This is a genomic window from Leucobacter denitrificans, assembly GCF_014396385.1.
GTDB classification, from domain to species: domain Bacteria; phylum Actinomycetota; class Actinomycetes; order Actinomycetales; family Microbacteriaceae; genus Leucobacter; species Leucobacter denitrificans.
Map to the genome: position 1 here is coordinate 403,539 of NZ_CP060716.1, position 17,348 is coordinate 420,886.

Consider the following 17,348-nt stretch of genomic DNA (forward strand, 5'->3'; position numbering starts at 1 on the left):
AATTACTCGTGCAGTCGCGACTAGATCGCGTGCAGTGGCTTTCCGGCGAGCTTCAACATCGCTTCACCGATCGTCTCATTCTGGGTTGGGTGCCCGTGTACAAACGGAGCAACGTCTTCAGGTGAAGCCTCCCAATTCACGATGAGCTGAGCTTCACCAACGAGCTCACCCACGCGTGCACCGATCATGTGCACCCCAACTACGGGGCCATTGTTAACCCGGACTGCCTTGACGCTTCCTGCGGTACCGAGGATCGAACTCTTTGCGTTGCCTGCGAGGTTGTACTCGTATGAAGTCACGTTTTCGGCGCCGAACTTCTCTGCTGCCTTCGACTCGGTGAGGCCCACCGATGCAATCTCAGGATCACAGTAGGTGACCTTAGGAATGTTCACGTCTTCAACGATGACAGGAGAAAGGCCTGCAATCTCCTCAGCTACGAAGATGCCCTGCTGGTAGCCGCGGTGCGCAAGCTGCAGACCGGGAACAATATCGCCAACTGCGTAGACACCCGCGACGTTTGTGGCGAGTCGCTCGTTGGTGAGCACGAATCCACGATCCATCTCGATGCCAACTTCTTCGTAGCCGAGACCCTGCGTAGCTGGGCCACGACCGACAGCGACGAGCAGGTAGTCAGCGGAGAGCTCGGTTCCATCTTCGAGTGTCACGGTGACGCTCGAGTCATCTTGGGTAACGCCTTGGAAGCGTACGCCAAGCTTGAAGCCGATTCCACGCTTCTTAAAAGCGCGCTCAAGCTGCTTCGACACCGACTCTTCTTCGTTTGGAACGAGATGGGGGAGTCCCTCAATGATGGTGACCTCTGAACCAAAGGACCGCCAAACGCTCGCAAACTCAACACCGATAACACCGCCGCCGAGTACGAGGACCTTCTCAGGAATCTCGTCAAGTTCGAGAGCGTGTTCACTGGTGATCACACGACCTGAGATCTCGAGCCCTGGGAGCGACCGTGAATACGAGCCAGAGGCAAGCACCACGTTCTTACCCACAAGTGTGTCTTCGCCCACTGTGACAGTGTTGGCTGCTGAGAGGCGGCCTTCACCTGCGAATACAGTGATGCCATTTGCCTTGAGTAGTCCCTGGAGTCCCTTGAACTTACCGGCGATGAGCTTTTCACGGAAGCTGTTGACAGCGGTGATGTCGATGCTCTCAACCGAGGAGTTCACACCGTACACGGACCCCTCGCGTGCGACATCAGCAATCTCAGCCGAGTGCAAGAGTGCCTTCGTGGGAACACAACCCCGGTGGAGGCAAGTTCCGCCAAGCTTGTCCTTTTCAACGATTGCTGCGGTCATCCCGAGCTGCGTCGCTCGGATTGCTGTTGCATATCCGGCGCTGCCGCCGCCCAAAACTACGATGTCAAACTGGTGCTCGGCCAAGTGGGGTCTCCCTCGGTTCAAAAATTTAATGCCTGTCCCGCGCGATGGTGCGGCGTGCACAAATTAGCCTACTACCTCAGTGAATCTGCGTGAGTGAACTTGCGTGTGTTCGCTGTTCGCGCATTTCAGCCCGTTGCCTGGTGGGCTTCGTAGAATGAAGGTGTGACCGAATCATTATTCTCAGCTGTGCACGCAGAGCGCAGGGGGAGTGTTCCGAAGGGCATTCCTCTCGTTGTCGTGCTTTCGGGGGCAAGTGATGCCGGTGGTGCAATCTCGCAACTCGAAGAATATATGTGGGAGCGCACAGGGCCCGAGGAGATTATTCGCTTTGATGCCGACCAGTTGTTGGACTATCGCTCCCGCAGGCCATTGATTACGTTCAACGAAGACCATTTCATCGACTACAGTCCTGAAGAGCTCACCCTCAGTCTCGCTCGAGACGAGCTCGACGCGCCGTTCCTTTTACTTTCCGGTTTCGAACCCGACTTCCGGTGGGAAGCGTTCGTCGACGCAGTGCTATTACTCGCACACGAGTTTGAGGTTTCCGTAACTACCTGGATGCAGGCCATACCTATGCCAGTGCCACACACCCGCGGTGTGGTGAGCACGGTGAGTGGATCGCGTGACGATCTTATTGAGCGATCAATATGGCAGCCCAAGACCAGGCTCTCAGCGAGTGTGGTCCATCTTCTTGAATACCGACTTCACGGCGTGGGCGAAGAGGTCGTGGGATACGCGCACCTTGTTCCGCACTACCTCTCGAACAATGAGTATCCAGAGGTTCTGTGTGCTGAGCTCGATGGAATCATGGCAGCGACAGGGTTGCTCTTCGCCACAGACGATATGCGTGAGAGAGCACAAGCGTTCCGCCTCCAAGTAGATCGGCAGATTGCAGATAATGATGAGTCTCGAGAAATGCTCGAGAACCTTGAGCGCCGTTTCGATATGTATATGGAACAGCAAGATGAGCGCAGTTCACTGCTCGGCGAAGACCAGGCTATGCCTACCGCGGATCAGCTCGCGAGCGAGCTAGAACGCTTCTTGGCAGAGCGTCAACAGGGCCCTGAACAGACCGATGGGCCAGGCGTGCAATAATAGACTCACGAACCCATTCAATCGCCGTGGGAATACGGCGGACTTGACATGGGTTTTCATGGTGTGCGCGTGTTTTCTAAATTTCACGCGCATCGAGAGATCTGAGAGGCCTTTGCGTGGCAGCAACGACAACTAGCAAGAATCGCTCGGCGAAGACCGCCGATAGCGAGGAACAGACCGAAGCCGAAAAGAAGCCAGTGAAGAAGGCTGCGGCTACGGCTAAGAAGGCGGCAGCGTCAAAGCCCGCCAAGAAGAAGGACACTGCAAAAAAGTCCACCCGCGCGAAGAAGACTGACGACCTTATTGACGAAGAGTCAGAAGAGGTAGTTACGCAGGAAACCGAGGCTCCTGAAGAGGAACAAACAACACCGGAGCATTCAGAGCCACTTCCAACGGGTGCGATCGTCCTCAAAGCCGGCGATGAGGAAGACGTTCCTACCGTTACTACGGCTATCCCGGGTGCAACTGCCGACCCGGTGAAGGATTATCTCAAGCAAATCGGCAAGGTCGCTCTGTTGAATGCGGCTGAAGAGGTCGAACTCGCCATGCGGATCGAGGCCGGCCTTTTCGCTGAAGAGAAGCTTGCTACCGAGACTGGCCTTCCGAAGAAACTTGAACGCGAACTCAAATGGGTTGCTCGTGATGGGCAGCGGGCCAAGAGCCACCTGCTCGGCGCAAACCTCCGTCTTGTAGTTTCGCTCGCAAAGCGTTACACAGGTCGTGGTATGCAATTCCTGGATCTTATTCAGGAAGGTAACCTTGGCCTGATTCGTGCGGTCGAGAAGTTTGATTACACTAAGGGATTCAAGTTCTCGACATACGCGACATGGTGGATCCGTCAGGCGATTACTCGTGCAATGGCAGACCAGGCGCGTACGATCCGTATTCCCGTGCACATGGTTGAGGTCATCAACAAGCTTGCACGTGTGCAGCGGCAGATGCTCCAGGATCTGGGCCGCGAACCGACTCCAGAAGAGCTGAGCCGCGAGCTCGACATGACCACTGAAAAGGTCATCGAGGTACAGAAGTATGGCCGCGAGCCTATTTCACTGCATACCCCACTGGGTGAAGACGGTGACAGCGAGTTCGGCGACCTCATCGAGGATACAGAGGCAGTCGTTCCTGCAGATGCTGTTGGGTTCACAATGCTGCAGCAGCAGCTCGAACAACTGCTCGATTCGCTTTCCGACCGTGAGGCCGGCGTCATCAAGATGCGTTTTGGGCTCGGAGACGGCATGCCAAAGACACTCGATCAGATTGGCGACACATTCGGTGTAACACGCGAGCGAATTCGCCAGATTGAATCGAAGACGATGGCGAAGCTTCGCCATCCATCACGTAGCCAGCAACTGCGCGACTACCTCGAGTAAACAAGTATAAGTGATGGGCCCCAACCAAAAGGTTGGGGCCCATCACTTTTGTCAGAGGATCATAGTCACGATCAGTGCATCAGAGGCACCGAGTAACTTATGCATTCAACTTGTGGCTCTCGTCGTACCAGCTATCTGCAATTGGACGAAGCTTCGGTTCATGCTTCTTTGCGTGGTGAGCGCAGAAGAGCAATTCACTCCCGCTCAGTTCAGCGCGTACGTAAGCTTGCGCCCCACAGCTGTCGCAACGGTCGAGTGCGCTCATTGGACGGTTTGCTTCGTTCACTTCCGTCGCTTCAGCGGTTTGCTCTAATGTGCTCATATCTACCTCCCGGCAACTTAGGTGTAACCATCAAATCATTAGAAGTTGCAGGAATGGCTTAACTTCGGCGCTGTTTCGCTCAGCGCGTAGGTGTTGCAGGTCAGGCTAGTGCTAGATATTGCCACTCGCCGCACTGCCTCGCTCAGGATGTCAGTGGGGTGGAATACAGTATGAGGGCATTAAAGAAAGCAGGTTCACTCCCGTGGCAGATTCGAGCTATTCGGCCAGACACCTCACTGTTCTTGAGGGCCTAGAGGCGGTTCGCAAGCGACCGGGAATGTATATCGGCACGACGGACTCGCGTGGTCTCATGCACTGCTTGTGGGAGATCATCGACAACTCGGTTGATGAGGCCCTCGCAGGCTACGGCACCAATATCCGTATTACCTTGCACGAGGACAACAGCGTGACGGTCGCAGATGATGGTCGCGGCGTGCCGGTAGATATCGAACCTCGAAGCGGTCTAAGTGGTGTAGAGCTTGTATTTACAAAGTTGCATGCCGGCGGCAAATTTGGTGGGGGCGGTTACGCATCCTCCGGCGGTCTGCACGGCGTGGGAGCCTCCGTAGTGAATGCTCTGTCTTCAAGGCTCGATGTTGAGGTAGACCGCGATGGAAAGACATGGGGCATGTCATTCCGGCACGGCGAACCAGGGGTGTTTTCGGGGGACGGGCCAGACAGCCCATTTACGCCGTTCGAGCAGTCCTCTGAACTCCGTGTTGTAGGCAAAGTTAAGAAAGGTCTGAGCGGGACTCGCGTCCGATACTGGGCTGATCCTCAGATTTTTCTTCCTACCGCAAGGTTTGAACCTGAGTCGCTGATTGCCCGCGCTCGACAAACTGCCTTTCTCGTGCCAGGTCTTGGTATCGAGATTCGTGACGAGCGACCAGAGTCATTAGATGAGTCAGGCGAAGCTCCGATCCACAGCTTCAATTACGAAGGTGGGCTCGCTGAGTTCGTGAACTTTCTTTCATCCGATTCACCGATCACCGACACCTGGCGAGTGACAGATTCAGGTAAGTTCACCGAAACTGTGCCGGTAATCGATGAGTCAACTGGGCACCTCGTATCACGGGAAGTCGAGCGAGAATGTGAAGTCGATATCGCACTGCGTTGGGGCACCGGCTACGAAACTGAGATACAAAGCTTCGTCAACATCATCGCAACCCCAAAGGGCGGTACACACCTTGCTGGGTTTGAGCAGGGACTTACGAAGTTCTTCCGTAAACAGATAGAGCAGAATTCTCGCAAGCTCAAGGCAGGCAGCGACAGGCCGGATAAGGATGACATTCTTACCGGACTTACCGCGATCGTCACAGTACGGGTTCCCGAACCACAGTTTGAGGGGCAAACTAAGGAAGTTCTCGGCACTGCCGCAGTCCGTCAAATTGTCTCTAAAGCAGTGACAAGTGCACTGAACGCAAAGTTCGAGTCCGCGAAAAAGCACGACAAGCTGCAAACCGGTGCGCTGCTCGAGAAGATGGTCTCGGAGATGAAGTCACGCATAGCGATGCGTGCTCAACGAGATACCGCTAGGCGCAAGAGCACACTTGAAAACTCATCGCTGCCCGCAAAGCTCATTGACTGCCGCTCGAAAGATGTCGCGAACTCAGAGTTATTCATCGTTGAGGGTGACAGTGCGCTCGGAACTGCACGACCCGCTCGCGACAGTGAATATCAGGCTCTTCTGCCGATTCGAGGAAAGATCCTAAACGTGCAGAAGGCATCGCTTGCTGAGATGCTTTCGAACACTGAGTGTGGAGCGATCATTAAAGTTATTGGGGCGGGATCTGGGCGAGATTTTGACCTCGAACTCGCGCGATACGGCAAAGTCATTCTCATGAGTGACGCAGATGTTGACGGTGCACATATTCGTACACTCTTGCTCACACTCTTTTTCCGCTATATGCGACCCATGCTGGAGGCTGGCCGCGTATATGCAGCGGTTCCTCCGTTGCACCGAGTTGTTGTGCAGAACGCTGGGCGCAAACCGAACGACATTATCTACACGTACAGTGAGCGGGAGCTGCAAGAAGTTCTGAAGAACCTGCACAAGCGCGGCAAAAAGTATGTTGAACCAATTCAGCGCTATAAAGGCCTCGGAGAGATGGATGCAGATCAGCTCGCTGAGACGACAATGGATCGCGAGCACCGTACACTCCGGCGTGTAAGGCTTGAAGACGCCCATGCCGCCTCGCAGGTTTTCGAGTTGCTCATGGGGAATGAGGTCGCTCCGCGCAAGGAGTTCATTATTGAGAACGCGGACGATCTCGACAGAGAGCGAATCGACGCCTAAGCGCTCTGAGCTGCCAAAACCGGTCGAGGAACAAGCCTCCGCGCTGGTGTACGTACGCAGAGATCTGCATGCGTACACCAGCGCATTGGTGTTCTACGGGGTTTCGCCAATATAGGTCACTGACCCTTCGAGCGGCGAGCCTGATCCGTCACGTTTGCTCATCGTCTCTGGCAGCTTTCTGGCGGTGCCATCTGTTGACAATGCTCTGGGCTGTCCCGTGCCCACCCACGCAGCTGTGAGCCCGGATTCGCCCTTCAGGAATCGCTGAGCACGCACCCCGCCCGTGGCGCGACCCTTCGCAGGGAACTCGGACCACGCGGAGATTTTGCCCGACGCGCCGCCTGTGCCGATCAGGGCATTCTCATCGGAACTCTCTGCAACAGTAACTACATTGGCTTCAGCATCTGCTTCAATAGCGGTCGCAAACAGAATCTTTGCACCCAATCCCAGCTTCATCCCGGCCATTCCACCCGCAGCTCGCCCCTGGGGCCGAACCGCAGAGGCCGCAAATCGAAGCAATTGAGCATCGTTTGATACGGCGGCAAACTCAGTCTCATCAGGTGCAAGGAAGGCTGCGACAACTGAATCCTGAGGCTTGAGCGTGATGACTTCAAACGACGGCCGAGCAGGCAAGTCGGTGAGTATTACTCGCTTGACAACACCTTGGGTCGTAAAGACTCCGACCGGTGTCTCAGTGTCGAGCGGCACGACACCCACCACTTTCAGTTTCTTGTCCGTCAATCCGAGGTACTCATTGAGTCGAACTCCTGCGGAGAACGCGATCGATGCCGCGGGAACGAGCGGAAGATCTACCGGAGTAAATCGGTGCAGCGTTCCGTCAGAGAGAATCGCACCGATTTCTCCTCGGACCGTCGTGTCAACCCTCGCACTCACGGCGCCATGCTTGGTCGCGCGGGAAGTACCTCTCGGGGTGTCAAGCGCCTCGGGGTCACGATCCACACGCAGTGCGCGACCGGTTGCAGACAGCATGACGGTACACGGAGTGTCTGCGACCTGTAGTTCGTCTGCGGAGACTGTGGAACGCGCGGGCTTCGCTATGGCGCCGGTAAGTAGAGTGCGGCGCGGAGTGCCGTAAGCGGCCGATGCTGCATCGAGCTCCTGCGCCACAACGTCACGGAGTCGCTCCTTGCTGCCAAGGATCTCGAGGAGGCGTTCAATTTCGGCCTGGAGTTCATCGCGTTCGGCCTCAAGCTCGACACGAGAAAACTTAGTAAGCCTGCGTAGACGAAGCTCAAGAATGTATTCTGATTGCGCTTCAGACAGGTCGAACACCTGCATAAGACGTTTGCGCGCCTCGTCTGCGTCATCACTCGTGCGAATAACCTGAATGACTTCGTCAATGTCAAGAATTGCAATGAGTAGGCCCTCGACAAGATGCAACCGATCTTTGCGTTTGCGGAGCCTGAACTCACTGCGGCGAGTGATGACGGAGAGGCGGTGGTCAAGGAACACCCGTAGCATCTCACGTAGCCCAAGCGTCTGTGGTTGCCCATCGACGAGTGCGACAGAATTGATGCTGAACGAGTCTTCGAGCGGTGTATACCGGTACAACTGAGCGAGTACGGCGTCGGGGGAGAAGCCTGTCTTCAGCGTGATCACAAGCTTCAAACCGTTCTTGCGGTCTGTGAGGTCAACGACATCAGTGATGCCCGAGAGCTTCTTCGCGTCGACGCCCTGCTTAATTTTCTCGATGACGCGTTCGGGGCCCACGAGGTACGGGAGTTCGGTGACTACGAGCCCGGTGCGCCGCGCCGTCAGCTGCTCAATCGAGACCTTGGCACGCGTGCGAAAGGCTCCGCGGCCGGTTCGATACGCATCCTTCACTCCATCGAGCCCAACAATCGTGCCGCCACCAGGCAGGTCCGGGCCAGGAATGAACTCCATCAGGTCTTCGACCGTGGCTTCAGGGTGGTACAGCAGGTGTTTTGCACCCTCAACAACCTCGATCAGGTTGTGCGGCGCAAGGTTGGTAGCCATACCCACAGCAATTCCGCTCGCACCGTTCACGAGAAGGTTTGGTACAGCAGAGGGCAACACGTCGGGCTGCATGATCTGGTTGTCGTAATTCGGAACAAAGTCGACGACATCTTCATCGAGCGACTCGGTCATGCCGAGTGCCGCACCCGCCAGCCTCGCCTCGGTATATCGAGATGCCGCCGGACCGTCATCAAGCGAGCCAAAGTTGCCGTGGCCGTCGATGAGGGGAAGGCGCATCGCAAAGCCCTGTGCGAGCCGAACGAGTGCGTCGTAGATGGACGAATCACCGTGCGGGTGCAACTTGCCCATCACTTCGCCAACAACACGGGCAGACTTCACGTGACCCTTGTCTGGGCGCAGACCCATGTCGGTCATCATGTAGAGAATGCGACGCTGCACCGGTTTGAGCCCATCGCGTGCGTCGGGAAGTGCGCGCGAGTAAATCACAGAGTATGCGTACTCGAGGAACGACCCCTCCATCTCTTGCGAGATGTCGATGTCTTCGATGCGTTCGCCGTGTGTCTCGTGGGCGGTGTTGGAGTCAAGTTCAGTGACATCGGCCATAATGGACTACATGCTACCGACTGCCACAGACAACGGCGGAAGGCTTGCCGCACTTCTCCCAACTGGGCTGCTCGCAATAGCGAAATCGCTTGAAAACGGCCCTCGAGAACTGGTCGAGAACGCGGTCGGTGCTTCGATAGGGCGAGAAGAATTCCAACTGCTTCGCGAGAGGCTTCCGGCAATACGCTCGCTCGTAGTAATCATGGTCGACGGGCTGGGTACAGCGAACCTCAAGGCGCGTTCAACCCACGCGCCAACGCTTGCCTCGCTCTCACAGCGCCGAATAACGACGGTGTCTCCCTCAACCACCTCGGCCGCAATTACGACTCTCACAACGGGCAAACTGCCCGGTGAGCACGGTCACATCGGGTATAAGATCCGCCACCCTGAACTTGGAATCATCACCTCTCTTCGAGATTGGGAACATATTCCCGATGTTCGAGCCTGGCAACTCGCACCGACACTTTTTGAACTTGCGGCGAGAGCTGGAATTCGGTCATCGGTTTTCGGGCGCCCTGCTCATGCTGAAAGTGGGTTCTCGAGGGCGGTGCTCACGGGCGCAAGTTATATTGGTGGATCGCGAATCGCAGATCGATTCGCCGCAGCCAAAAGTTTCATCGCAAATGAGGATGCCGCACTCGCGTACGTCTACATTGATGAGCTGGATCGAGCCGGTCATAAGAGCGGTTGGCAAAGCGAGAGCTGGGCCGAGCGACTCGAGCAGCTTGATGCTGCGCTGGCGGATTTCCTTGTCGGTCTACCAGCAGACACCGGGGTCGTACTCACCGCTGATCACGGCATGGTCGATGTCGAAGCGCACCAGCAAGTAATATTTGATCGTAATTCGAGCGAGTTTTCTGATGTGGTTGACGTTGGGGGTGAGCCTCGATTTAGAAGCTTCTACTTGCGCGAAGGCTCGGATCCACACCCATTTACGGAATGGCTGCGACGCATCGAAGGAAAGCGTGCCTGGGTTGTAACGAGGGCGCAGGCATTTGAGTCTGGTGTATTCGGTAACACGATCGGTCCAGGAGTACCGGAACGGACAGGCGACGTCTTGCTTGCTGCGCGGGGTCAGTGTGCTTACTACATGACCGACGACGATCCACAGTCGTTCAACATGGTGGGTCAACACGGTTCATGGACTGATGAGGAGCGCGGAATACCGCTCATCCTTGCAGGTGACTTTGCGGGAAGCGGCTACGCGAAAGCTGTCGAATCGTATGCGCAGGCGCGCGATACATTCGATTTGGGGCACTCGCGAAGCTGAGGCCTAAGCAGGGTCGTCGTCGCTGCGCGTACCGAAAAGGATGTCGTCCCAGCTCGGAATCGATGAACGACCGCGTCGAGATTGCTTCGAGTCGCGCTTTGAGGGCTCGAGCCCAGAGATGGGCAATGCATTTTCGTCACCTCGTTCGGCGACAGTTTCCGATGTTTCGACGGCTCGAATTGTGGATCCGCTGGGGCTCTCTGAATCGTCAGCACTAGCGTCTGCACTCTCTCCTGAGACACCTGCCGTTCCCCAGATGTTAGCGGCTGCGCCGGTGCGTTCTGGGGGAGTTGACTCGTTCTGCGCCGAGCGCTCACCCCGTCGGCGGCGAAGCGCGTCAAGCAGATCAGCTGTCTCACTTAACTCGTCGCCGCTCGCGTCGGTCTTCACGGCGAGCTGATCAATCTCGCGGCGACGTTCATATTCTTCGTCATCGTCTGGTTTGGAAGCAGCGCTCGTTGCCTCCGCACTCGAAGGTTCTGAGTGCTGCTCCTCAATGTCGTCGCGGTTCAGTAGTGCGTCAGGATCGAACGCATCTGAATCGAAGCGTTCGCGCTGGTCATTGTCAACAGCGCGGAGCTTGGGAATGAGCCTGTCACCCACGTCCCCAACTTTGGAGAGGTTCGTAGCGTCAGGAGAGAGGGGGTTGAGCACTCGCTTTCGATGATCAAAGCCCCAAATTGCATCGTGATCACCGTCCCGTGTGTCGAAGACGAGACCGATCATCCAGCCAGCATTCTCGTCGCGCCAGGAGCGCCAGGTGCTCTGCTGATTTCCAAGTCCGATAAGCCGCTCTGCGATGACTTCACCGAAGCGTTGCTCATCACCGCGATCGCCGGTGTCAGATGATGGATCGGTTCTCACCGGCACTGCGTGTGCCAGGTCCAACATGTAGCGCTGCTCTGCGCGAACCGGCTCTTCGAAGCGCTCAACGTCGCTTTCCTCAAGTCCAGTCTCGGCTGCGACTTCTGCGCGGGTTTTGCCCGAACGCAGCATCGCCTGAATTTCACGCGGACGTACTGAGAGCGTGCCCATTGATTTCTTGCTGAGTTGTCGGACTTCATTTGCTGCTAGCTCGTCAACAACGAAACGATATTCCTCGCCGAGTTCGTTGGCGAGGATGAGTGCGTTGTCTTCGCGTCGTACTACGCGCAGTTCATCCATTGCAGATCCCTTCGGTGTTCGCTCAAGCGTGTCACAGCAAAGTGAATCGACCCGGTATTGACCTGGGCGAGTGTGCGGAACTTTTCGTTTCAAGGATGTTCACAGGTAGTACAGTTTGCGTTCGGGCGAACATTCAGGCAGACTATGGCCGCTCCCTTACGCCAGACGCAAGAAATTAGCAGGAGAACATGGCAACTGATTACGACGCACCACGCAAGAACGACGACGAAGCTGCTGAGTCGATCGAAGCGTTAAAAGAACGCGGTCCGTCGAAGGGCAGTTCGTCCATTGACTCCGAAGATGCGGACAATCCGAGCTTCGATCTCGGCGGGTCCGATCTCTCTGATGTCGAGCTCGATGTTGTCGTTCTGCCGCAGCAGGCAGATGAATTTACTTGTGTGAATTGCTTCTTGGTGCGTCACCGCTCACAGCACTCACGCGACACTGATCTCGGACCAATCTGTGTGGAGTGCGACGCCTAACAAGAAAACGCATCGCGTTTTCGTAGGCGTCGGTGCCGCCCCTGCGGCAGCCCACGGAGCGTAGCGCGGGGTGGACGCCTAACAAGAAAACGCATCGCGTTTTCGTAGGCGTCGGTGCCGCCCCTGCGGCAGCTTGACCGTTAGCCTTTCGGCCGAATTGCCTCTGCGAGTGCGAGCGGCTTGCGGCTGGTGATGATCCAGTACGGAGTCGGATCGTTCTCATCTGCGATTTCGAGCTTCAATCCCATGTGGATCCACCCTCGAACGAGTAAATAGTTGCGCGCGTCGGCGTCTTGGCCGATCGATTTACGCAAGAGTTCGGAACCGAGCGGCTCTATCTTGCCGATGAACTCGACTGGAATGACCGCTCGGCCAGCTTGCAGCTGACCTTCGCTTACTTCAATGATCGGGCTCAGCGCAAAGAAGATGATTGCGATAACAACGTACATCGCAATAGCGGTTGGTATGGCTGCTTGCGCGTTGATCGGCATCATTATTAGGGCAACTGCGGGAATCACCAGCAACCACGCTACAAAAAAGCCGAACCCGGGTACGAGGCGCTCTCGATAATGCGCATTGCTTGTCTCAGCAGTCATGCTCCCATTATCTCGATAACTCTCGCGGCAAATCTGTGCGCTCTTGGAGCGGGGATCAACACGAGGTTCTGACGTTAATCCGATAGCCTGGGTGAGTGACTGACCTCGTAGAGATTCCAATAATTGCGGATCAAGTTCCGAAGTACGCGCACTTTGATGACGCCGGTGCAGATCTGTGTGCCGCAGAAGCACTTACGATCGCGCCGGGCGAGCGCGCTCTTGTTTCGACTGGCGTGGCGATCGCACTGCCAGAAGGGTATGCGGCGTTTGTCGTGCCGAGAAGTGGGCTTGCGGCCAAGAAGGGAATCACTGTGCTCAACTCGCCGGGCACGGTTGACGCAGGTTATCGGGGGGAAATTAAGGTCACCCTGCTGAACACCGATCGTTCAGAACCATTTGAGGTGGCCATTGGCGATCGGATAGCCCAGATGATTGTGACCCCTGTCAGCCGGGCGGTTTTTGTTCCGGTGTCTGAGTTGTCAGAAAGCGTGCGCGGTGCTGGGGGCTTTGGCTCCACCGGTGTGAGCGCACACGCATAGGTCCGTGCTGACGAAAGTTTCGAGGAGACGAACACATGAGCGACGAAGAATTGACTGAGAACTTAGCAGCAGAAGAGGCCGTTGAGGAGACTGAGACCCAGGAGCCAAGTCCTGAGAAGTCTGCGCCGGAGGATCGCGAAACCGCTGGCCCATTCGATATCGCTGAGGTTCCCGCGATGCGACCCTACGTTGATCTCGGTGGCATCAAGATCGCTCCTCGCGAGGGTCTGCAGATGCGGCTTGAGGTAGACGAACGCGCGAAGCGTGTCGTTGCGGTTTCACTCGAATACTCAGGATCGCTACTACAAGTGCAAGCGTTTTCCGCCCCGAAGACGAGTGGTTTGTGGAACAAGATTCGTGTAGACCTTACAACCCAGCTTGAGCAACAAGGCGCTGCGGTCGAGGAGGAAGCCGGTGCTCTTGGCCCAGAACTCGTGACGAAGACGAGTGTGCCAGAGGACCAGGGCGGTGGCACGCGGATTGTGCGATTCATTGGTGTCGACGGTCCACGTTGGACGCTTCGTGGCGTATTAATGGGGGCCGCGGCGCTTGAGGCTGAGGCACGAGAAAACATGTTCGAGCTGTTCCGCGAAATCGTTGTGGTTCGCGGAGATTCACCGATGCCCCCGGCGACCTTCTGCCTATGCGCGTACCCGCGGGAGTTCAGGCTGGTCAGCAGGTCGCACAGCAGAACGGCAAGTCGGCACAGGCGTGAGCGATCCACACCACGAACCTGCAGCTGACGATTCTGGGTTATCAAACTCAGAACAGGTTTCGCGCGGGATCGGTGCTCAGGCGCTGAACGGAAGCATCGCGCGTGCGGTGCGCGCAGGGGCCGAAGGCCAAGAACTGACCGCGTCTGGCGTGTTTGAAGCAATCGGAGGCATTCGCGGGATATTCGAGGCGATTGTGCCGAGCTTGGTGTTCATCGTGCTGTACGTGTTCACTCAAGATGCGCGCCTTTCTGCGCTGGTTCCTGGAGCCATGGCTGTACTTCTCGTCATCTTTAGGCTCATTCAGCGTGAGACAGTGGTTTCGGCGCTCTCTGGAATGCTCGGTGTCGGTATTGCAGTGCTCATCACGCTGATCACTGGGCGCGGGGTGGATTATTTTCTCTCGGGATTCATCACCAACATTGCCTGGGCGGTCGTGTTGATTGGTTCGATTCTCGTGGGTCGGCCGATCATCGGTCTGATTGCGGGCTTCATTGACGGTGACACGAAGAAGTGGCGGATCGAGCCGAGACTCCGTCGGGCTTCAACTTGGCTGACGGTCATGTGGCTTGGGTTATTTATCGCGCGGCTCGCTGTGCAGCTTCCGATGTACCTTTCGGAGCAGGTCGGGGCCCTGGGCGTTGCTCGCATTGCGATGGGGATACCGCTATTCGCGATCGTACTCATTGCTACGTGGTTTGGGATCCGAAAATTTCGCTCTTCATCAGATGATTCAAGCGGCGAGAATGGCGTAATCTCGGGAGAGAACACCCCCTCGAAGTGAAAGCAGAACGCTCCGTGACGGTGTAGGATTTATCTTGACATCGAGAGACTTTGGAGGAACCTCATGGCATCGGTCAATAGTTTCGACGCGAAAAATACACTCGCAGTCGGAGACGCAACATATGAGTATTTTGAAATCGGAAAGGTTCCGGGAAGCGCCCGGCTTCCGTACAGCTTGAAGGTGCTTCTTGAGAACCTCTTGCGCACCGAAGACGGTGCAAACGTTACGAAGCAGCACATTGAGGCACTTGGCAATTGGGATCCGAACGCTGAGCCAGATACTGAGATTCAGTTCACGCCAGCACGTGTGATCATGCAAGACTTCACGGGCGTTCCCTGTGTTGTCGACCTCGCTACCATGCGTGAAGCTGTGACTGACCTCGGTGGCGACCCGAACAAGATCAATCCGCTTGCCCCCGCTGAGTTGGTCATCGACCACTCGGTAATCTCAGATGTCTTTGGTACGCCAGATGCGTTCAAGAAGAACGTTGAAATTGAGTACCAGCGCAATGGCGAGCGCTACCAGTTCCTCCGTTGGGGCCAGGGCGCGTTTGATGACTTTAAGGTAGTTCCTCCAGGGACTGGCATTGTTCACCAGGTGAATATCGAGCACCTTGCTCGCGTGACCTTTACGCGCGAGGTAGACGGAGTGCTGCAGGCATACCCAGACACCTCTGTGGGCACCGACTCACACACAACAATGCAGAACGGCCTCGGCGTACTCGGTTGGGGCGTCGGCGGTATTGAGGCAGAGGCCGCAATGCTTGGTCAGCCTATTTCCATGTTGATCCCACGTGTTGTTGGCTTCAAGCTTTCCGGCAAGATTCCTGCTGGGGTTACGGCGACTGACGTGGTGCTCACCATCACGCAGATGCTTCGCAATCACGGCGTGGTCGGTAAGTTCGTCGAGTTCTACGGCGCAGGCGTCGGATCAGTCCCGCTCGCTAACCGTGCGACCATCGGCAACATGAGCCCCGAGTTTGGTTCGACCGCAGCAATGTTCCCGGTAGACGACGTCACCCTTGACTACATGCGACTTACGGGTCGCGATGAGGCTCAGGTTGAGCTCGTGAAGGCATACACGCAGGCACAGGGCATGTGGCATGATCCATCGAACGAACCCGAATTCTCGGAGTACCTCGAGCTCGATCTCGGAACCGTTGTCTCATCGATTGCCGGCCCGAAGCGCCCGCAGGACCGCATTGAGCTTACGAATGCGAAGAACCAGTTCGAGACAGATCTGAAGAACTACGCTCAGGCTTCGAACCCCGCGAAGGTGAAGGACGAAGACGGCAACGAATTCGCTCTCGATCACGGCGCGGTTACGCTTGCGTCAATTACGTCGTGCACCAATACCTCGAACCCTTCGGTAATGCTTGCTGCCGGCGTGCTTGCACGCAATGCAGTCGCAAAGGGACTCAAGGCGAAGCCATGGGTGAAGACCACGCTCGCTCCGGGCTCTAAGGTTGTCACCGATTACTACGAGAAGTCGGGTCTCACCGACGATCTTGAAGCACTCGGGTTCTACCTGGTCGGCTACGGTTGCATGACCTGCATTGGTAACTCCGGTCCGCTGAACGATGAAATCTCGCAGGCAGTAAACGACAATGATCTCGCTGTTACGGCAGTGCTCTCGGGCAACCGTAACTTCGAGGGCCGCATTAACCCCGACATCAAGATGAACTATCTTGCGAGCCCACCACTCGTTGTGGCGTACTCACTTGCGGGCAGCATGGATTTCGATTTCGAGACTGAATCACTCGGTCAAGACTCCGAAGGCAACGAGGTGTACCTCCGCGACATCTGGCCAGATCCGACCGAGGTTCAGCAGATCGCTGACGCCTCGATCGATTCCGACATGTTCCGCGAAAAGTACGCGACGGTATTCGATGGTGACGAGCACTGGGCCTCACTTCCCACACCAGAGGGCAATACCTTCGAGTGGGATGAGAAGTCGACCTATGTTCGCAAGGCTCCGTACTTCGACGGCATGCAGCTTGAGCCATCACCTGTGCAAGACATCACGGGTGCTCGCGTGCTCGCGAAGCTTGGTGACTCGGTTACGACCGACCACATCAGCCCTGCTGGCAGCTTTAAGGCCGAGACCCCTGCGGGGCGTTACCTCGTAGAAAACGGTATCGCTCCGAAGGACTTCAATACCTACGGTTCGCGACGCGGTAACCACGAAGTCATGATCCGCGGCACGTTTGCGAACATTCGTCTGCGTAACCAGCTTCTCGACGATGTCGAGGGTGGCTTCACCCGTGACTTCACGCAAGAGGGTGGCCCACAGTCCTACATCTACGATGCGTCGCAGAACTACCAGGCTGCAGGAATCCCGCTCGTCGTACTTGGTGGTAAGGAGTACGGTTCGGGTTCATCTCGCGACTGGGCCGCCAAGGGAACGAGTCTGCTCGGCGTGCACGCCGTTATCGCTGAGAGCTTCGAGCGTATCCACCGTTCGAACCTCATCGGCATGGGTGTGCTTCCGCTTCAGTTCCCGGCCGGTAAGAGCGCCGATGATCTCGGTCTCGACGGTACGGAAACGTTTGACATTACGGGCATCACTGCACTCAACGGTGGATCGACACCGAAGACTGTTTCGGTTAAGGCAGTGAAGGTAGACGGAACTGCAATCGAGTTCGATGCAGTGGTTCGTATCGACACCCCGGGTGAGGCGGATTACTACCGTAACGGTGGAATTCTGCAGTACGTGCTCCGTTCACTCGTGTAACACGCTCAGAGAAGAAAACCCCAGTGGT

14 protein-coding genes are annotated in these 17,348 nt (G+C 56.4%); 9 read left to right on the forward strand and 5 right to left on the reverse strand.

Going from position 1 to position 17,348, the window contains the following annotated elements:
• Positions 1-20: 20 nt before the first annotated feature.
• Positions 21-1,394, reverse strand: a complete 1,374-nt coding sequence (gene lpdA, locus H9L06_RS01955; RefSeq protein ID WP_187555622.1) for a dihydrolipoyl dehydrogenase — start codon at positions 1,392-1,394, stop codon at positions 21-23.
• Between the two features lie 162 nt (positions 1,395-1,556).
• Between lpdA and H9L06_RS01960 the strand changes: the two genes are divergently transcribed.
• Together H9L06_RS01960 and H9L06_RS01965 are read left to right on the forward strand one after the other, a co-directional pair.
• The gene (locus H9L06_RS01960) at positions 1,557-2,489 is read left to right on the forward strand and encodes a PAC2 family protein (protein ID WP_187555623.1); all 933 of its coding nucleotides are present in this window, start codon (positions 1,557-1,559) and stop codon (positions 2,487-2,489) included.
• 116 nt (positions 2,490-2,605) lie between these two features.
• Positions 2,606-3,859 (forward strand): RNA polymerase sigma factor, encoded by a 1,254-nt coding sequence (locus H9L06_RS01965; RefSeq protein WP_187555624.1) that lies wholly within the window; start codon positions 2,606-2,608, stop codon positions 3,857-3,859.
• 97 nt (positions 3,860-3,956) lie between these two features.
• Here H9L06_RS01965 and H9L06_RS11705 read toward each other — a convergent pair whose 3' ends face one another.
• Positions 3,957-4,181: a DUF7455 domain-containing protein gene (locus H9L06_RS11705; RefSeq protein WP_246454445.1), complete on the reverse strand. Its 225-nt coding sequence runs from the start codon at positions 4,179-4,181 to the stop codon at positions 3,957-3,959.
• Between the two features lie 202 nt (positions 4,182-4,383).
• Between H9L06_RS11705 and H9L06_RS01970 the strand changes: the two genes are divergently transcribed.
• Positions 4,384-6,477, forward strand: coding sequence for a DNA gyrase/topoisomerase IV subunit B (locus H9L06_RS01970; protein ID WP_187555625.1), 2,094 nt, complete (start codon positions 4,384-4,386; stop codon positions 6,475-6,477).
• 93 nt (positions 6,478-6,570) lie between these two features.
• Here the strand turns inward: H9L06_RS01970 and H9L06_RS01975 are convergent, their stop codons facing one another.
• Positions 6,571-9,039 (reverse strand): DNA gyrase/topoisomerase IV subunit A, encoded by a 2,469-nt coding sequence (locus H9L06_RS01975; RefSeq protein ID WP_187555626.1) that lies wholly within the window; start codon positions 9,037-9,039, stop codon positions 6,571-6,573.
• On the opposite strand from H9L06_RS01975, the gene H9L06_RS01980 reads away from it, so the two are divergent.
• On the forward strand, positions 9,026-10,309 hold the full coding sequence (locus tag H9L06_RS01980; protein WP_246454446.1) for an alkaline phosphatase family protein: 1,284 nt from the start codon (positions 9,026-9,028) through the stop codon (positions 10,307-10,309). The genes H9L06_RS01975 and H9L06_RS01980 overlap by 14 nt on opposite strands.
• A gap of 3 nt (positions 10,310-10,312) precedes the next feature.
• Here H9L06_RS01980 and sepH read toward each other — a convergent pair whose 3' ends face one another.
• Complete coding sequence (gene sepH, locus H9L06_RS01985) at positions 10,313-11,473, reverse strand: septation protein SepH (RefSeq protein WP_187555627.1); 1,161 nt, start codon at positions 11,471-11,473, stop codon at positions 10,313-10,315.
• A 188-nt stretch (positions 11,474-11,661) separates the two neighbouring features.
• Between sepH and H9L06_RS01990 the strand changes: the two genes are divergently transcribed.
• Positions 11,662-11,955: a DUF4193 domain-containing protein gene (locus H9L06_RS01990; protein ID WP_187555628.1), complete on the forward strand. Its 294-nt coding sequence runs from the start codon at positions 11,662-11,664 to the stop codon at positions 11,953-11,955.
• A gap of 140 nt (positions 11,956-12,095) precedes the next feature.
• Here the strand turns inward: H9L06_RS01990 and H9L06_RS01995 are convergent, their stop codons facing one another.
• Positions 12,096-12,551: a DUF3093 domain-containing protein gene (locus tag H9L06_RS01995; RefSeq protein WP_187555629.1), complete on the reverse strand. Its 456-nt coding sequence runs from the start codon at positions 12,549-12,551 to the stop codon at positions 12,096-12,098.
• A gap of 95 nt (positions 12,552-12,646) precedes the next feature.
• Here H9L06_RS01995 and dut point away from each other — a divergent pair, with 95 nt between their 5' ends.
• The 4 genes from dut to acnA all read left to right on the forward strand — a co-directional run bounded on the left by dut (position 12,647) and on the right by acnA (position 17,320).
• Positions 12,647-13,090 carry a dUTP diphosphatase gene (dut, locus tag H9L06_RS02000; RefSeq protein WP_187555630.1) on the forward strand — a complete coding sequence of 148 codons (444 nt, stop codon included), beginning with the start codon at positions 12,647-12,649 and terminating at the stop codon, positions 13,088-13,090.
• Positions 13,091-13,125: 35 nt separating this feature from the next.
• Entirely contained in the window at positions 13,126-13,833 is a 708-nt protein-coding gene (locus tag H9L06_RS02005) for a DUF3710 domain-containing protein (RefSeq protein WP_343069251.1), read from the forward strand.
• Positions 13,802-14,587, forward strand: a complete 786-nt coding sequence (locus H9L06_RS02010; protein WP_187555631.1) for a DUF3159 domain-containing protein — start codon at positions 13,802-13,804, stop codon at positions 14,585-14,587. The genes H9L06_RS02005 and H9L06_RS02010 overlap by 32 nt, the downstream gene beginning before the upstream one ends.
• A 63-nt stretch (positions 14,588-14,650) precedes the next feature.
• On the forward strand, positions 14,651-17,320 hold the full coding sequence (gene acnA, locus H9L06_RS02015; protein WP_187555632.1) for an aconitate hydratase AcnA: 2,670 nt from the start codon (positions 14,651-14,653) through the stop codon (positions 17,318-17,320).
• Positions 17,321-17,348 lie beyond the last annotated feature (28 nt).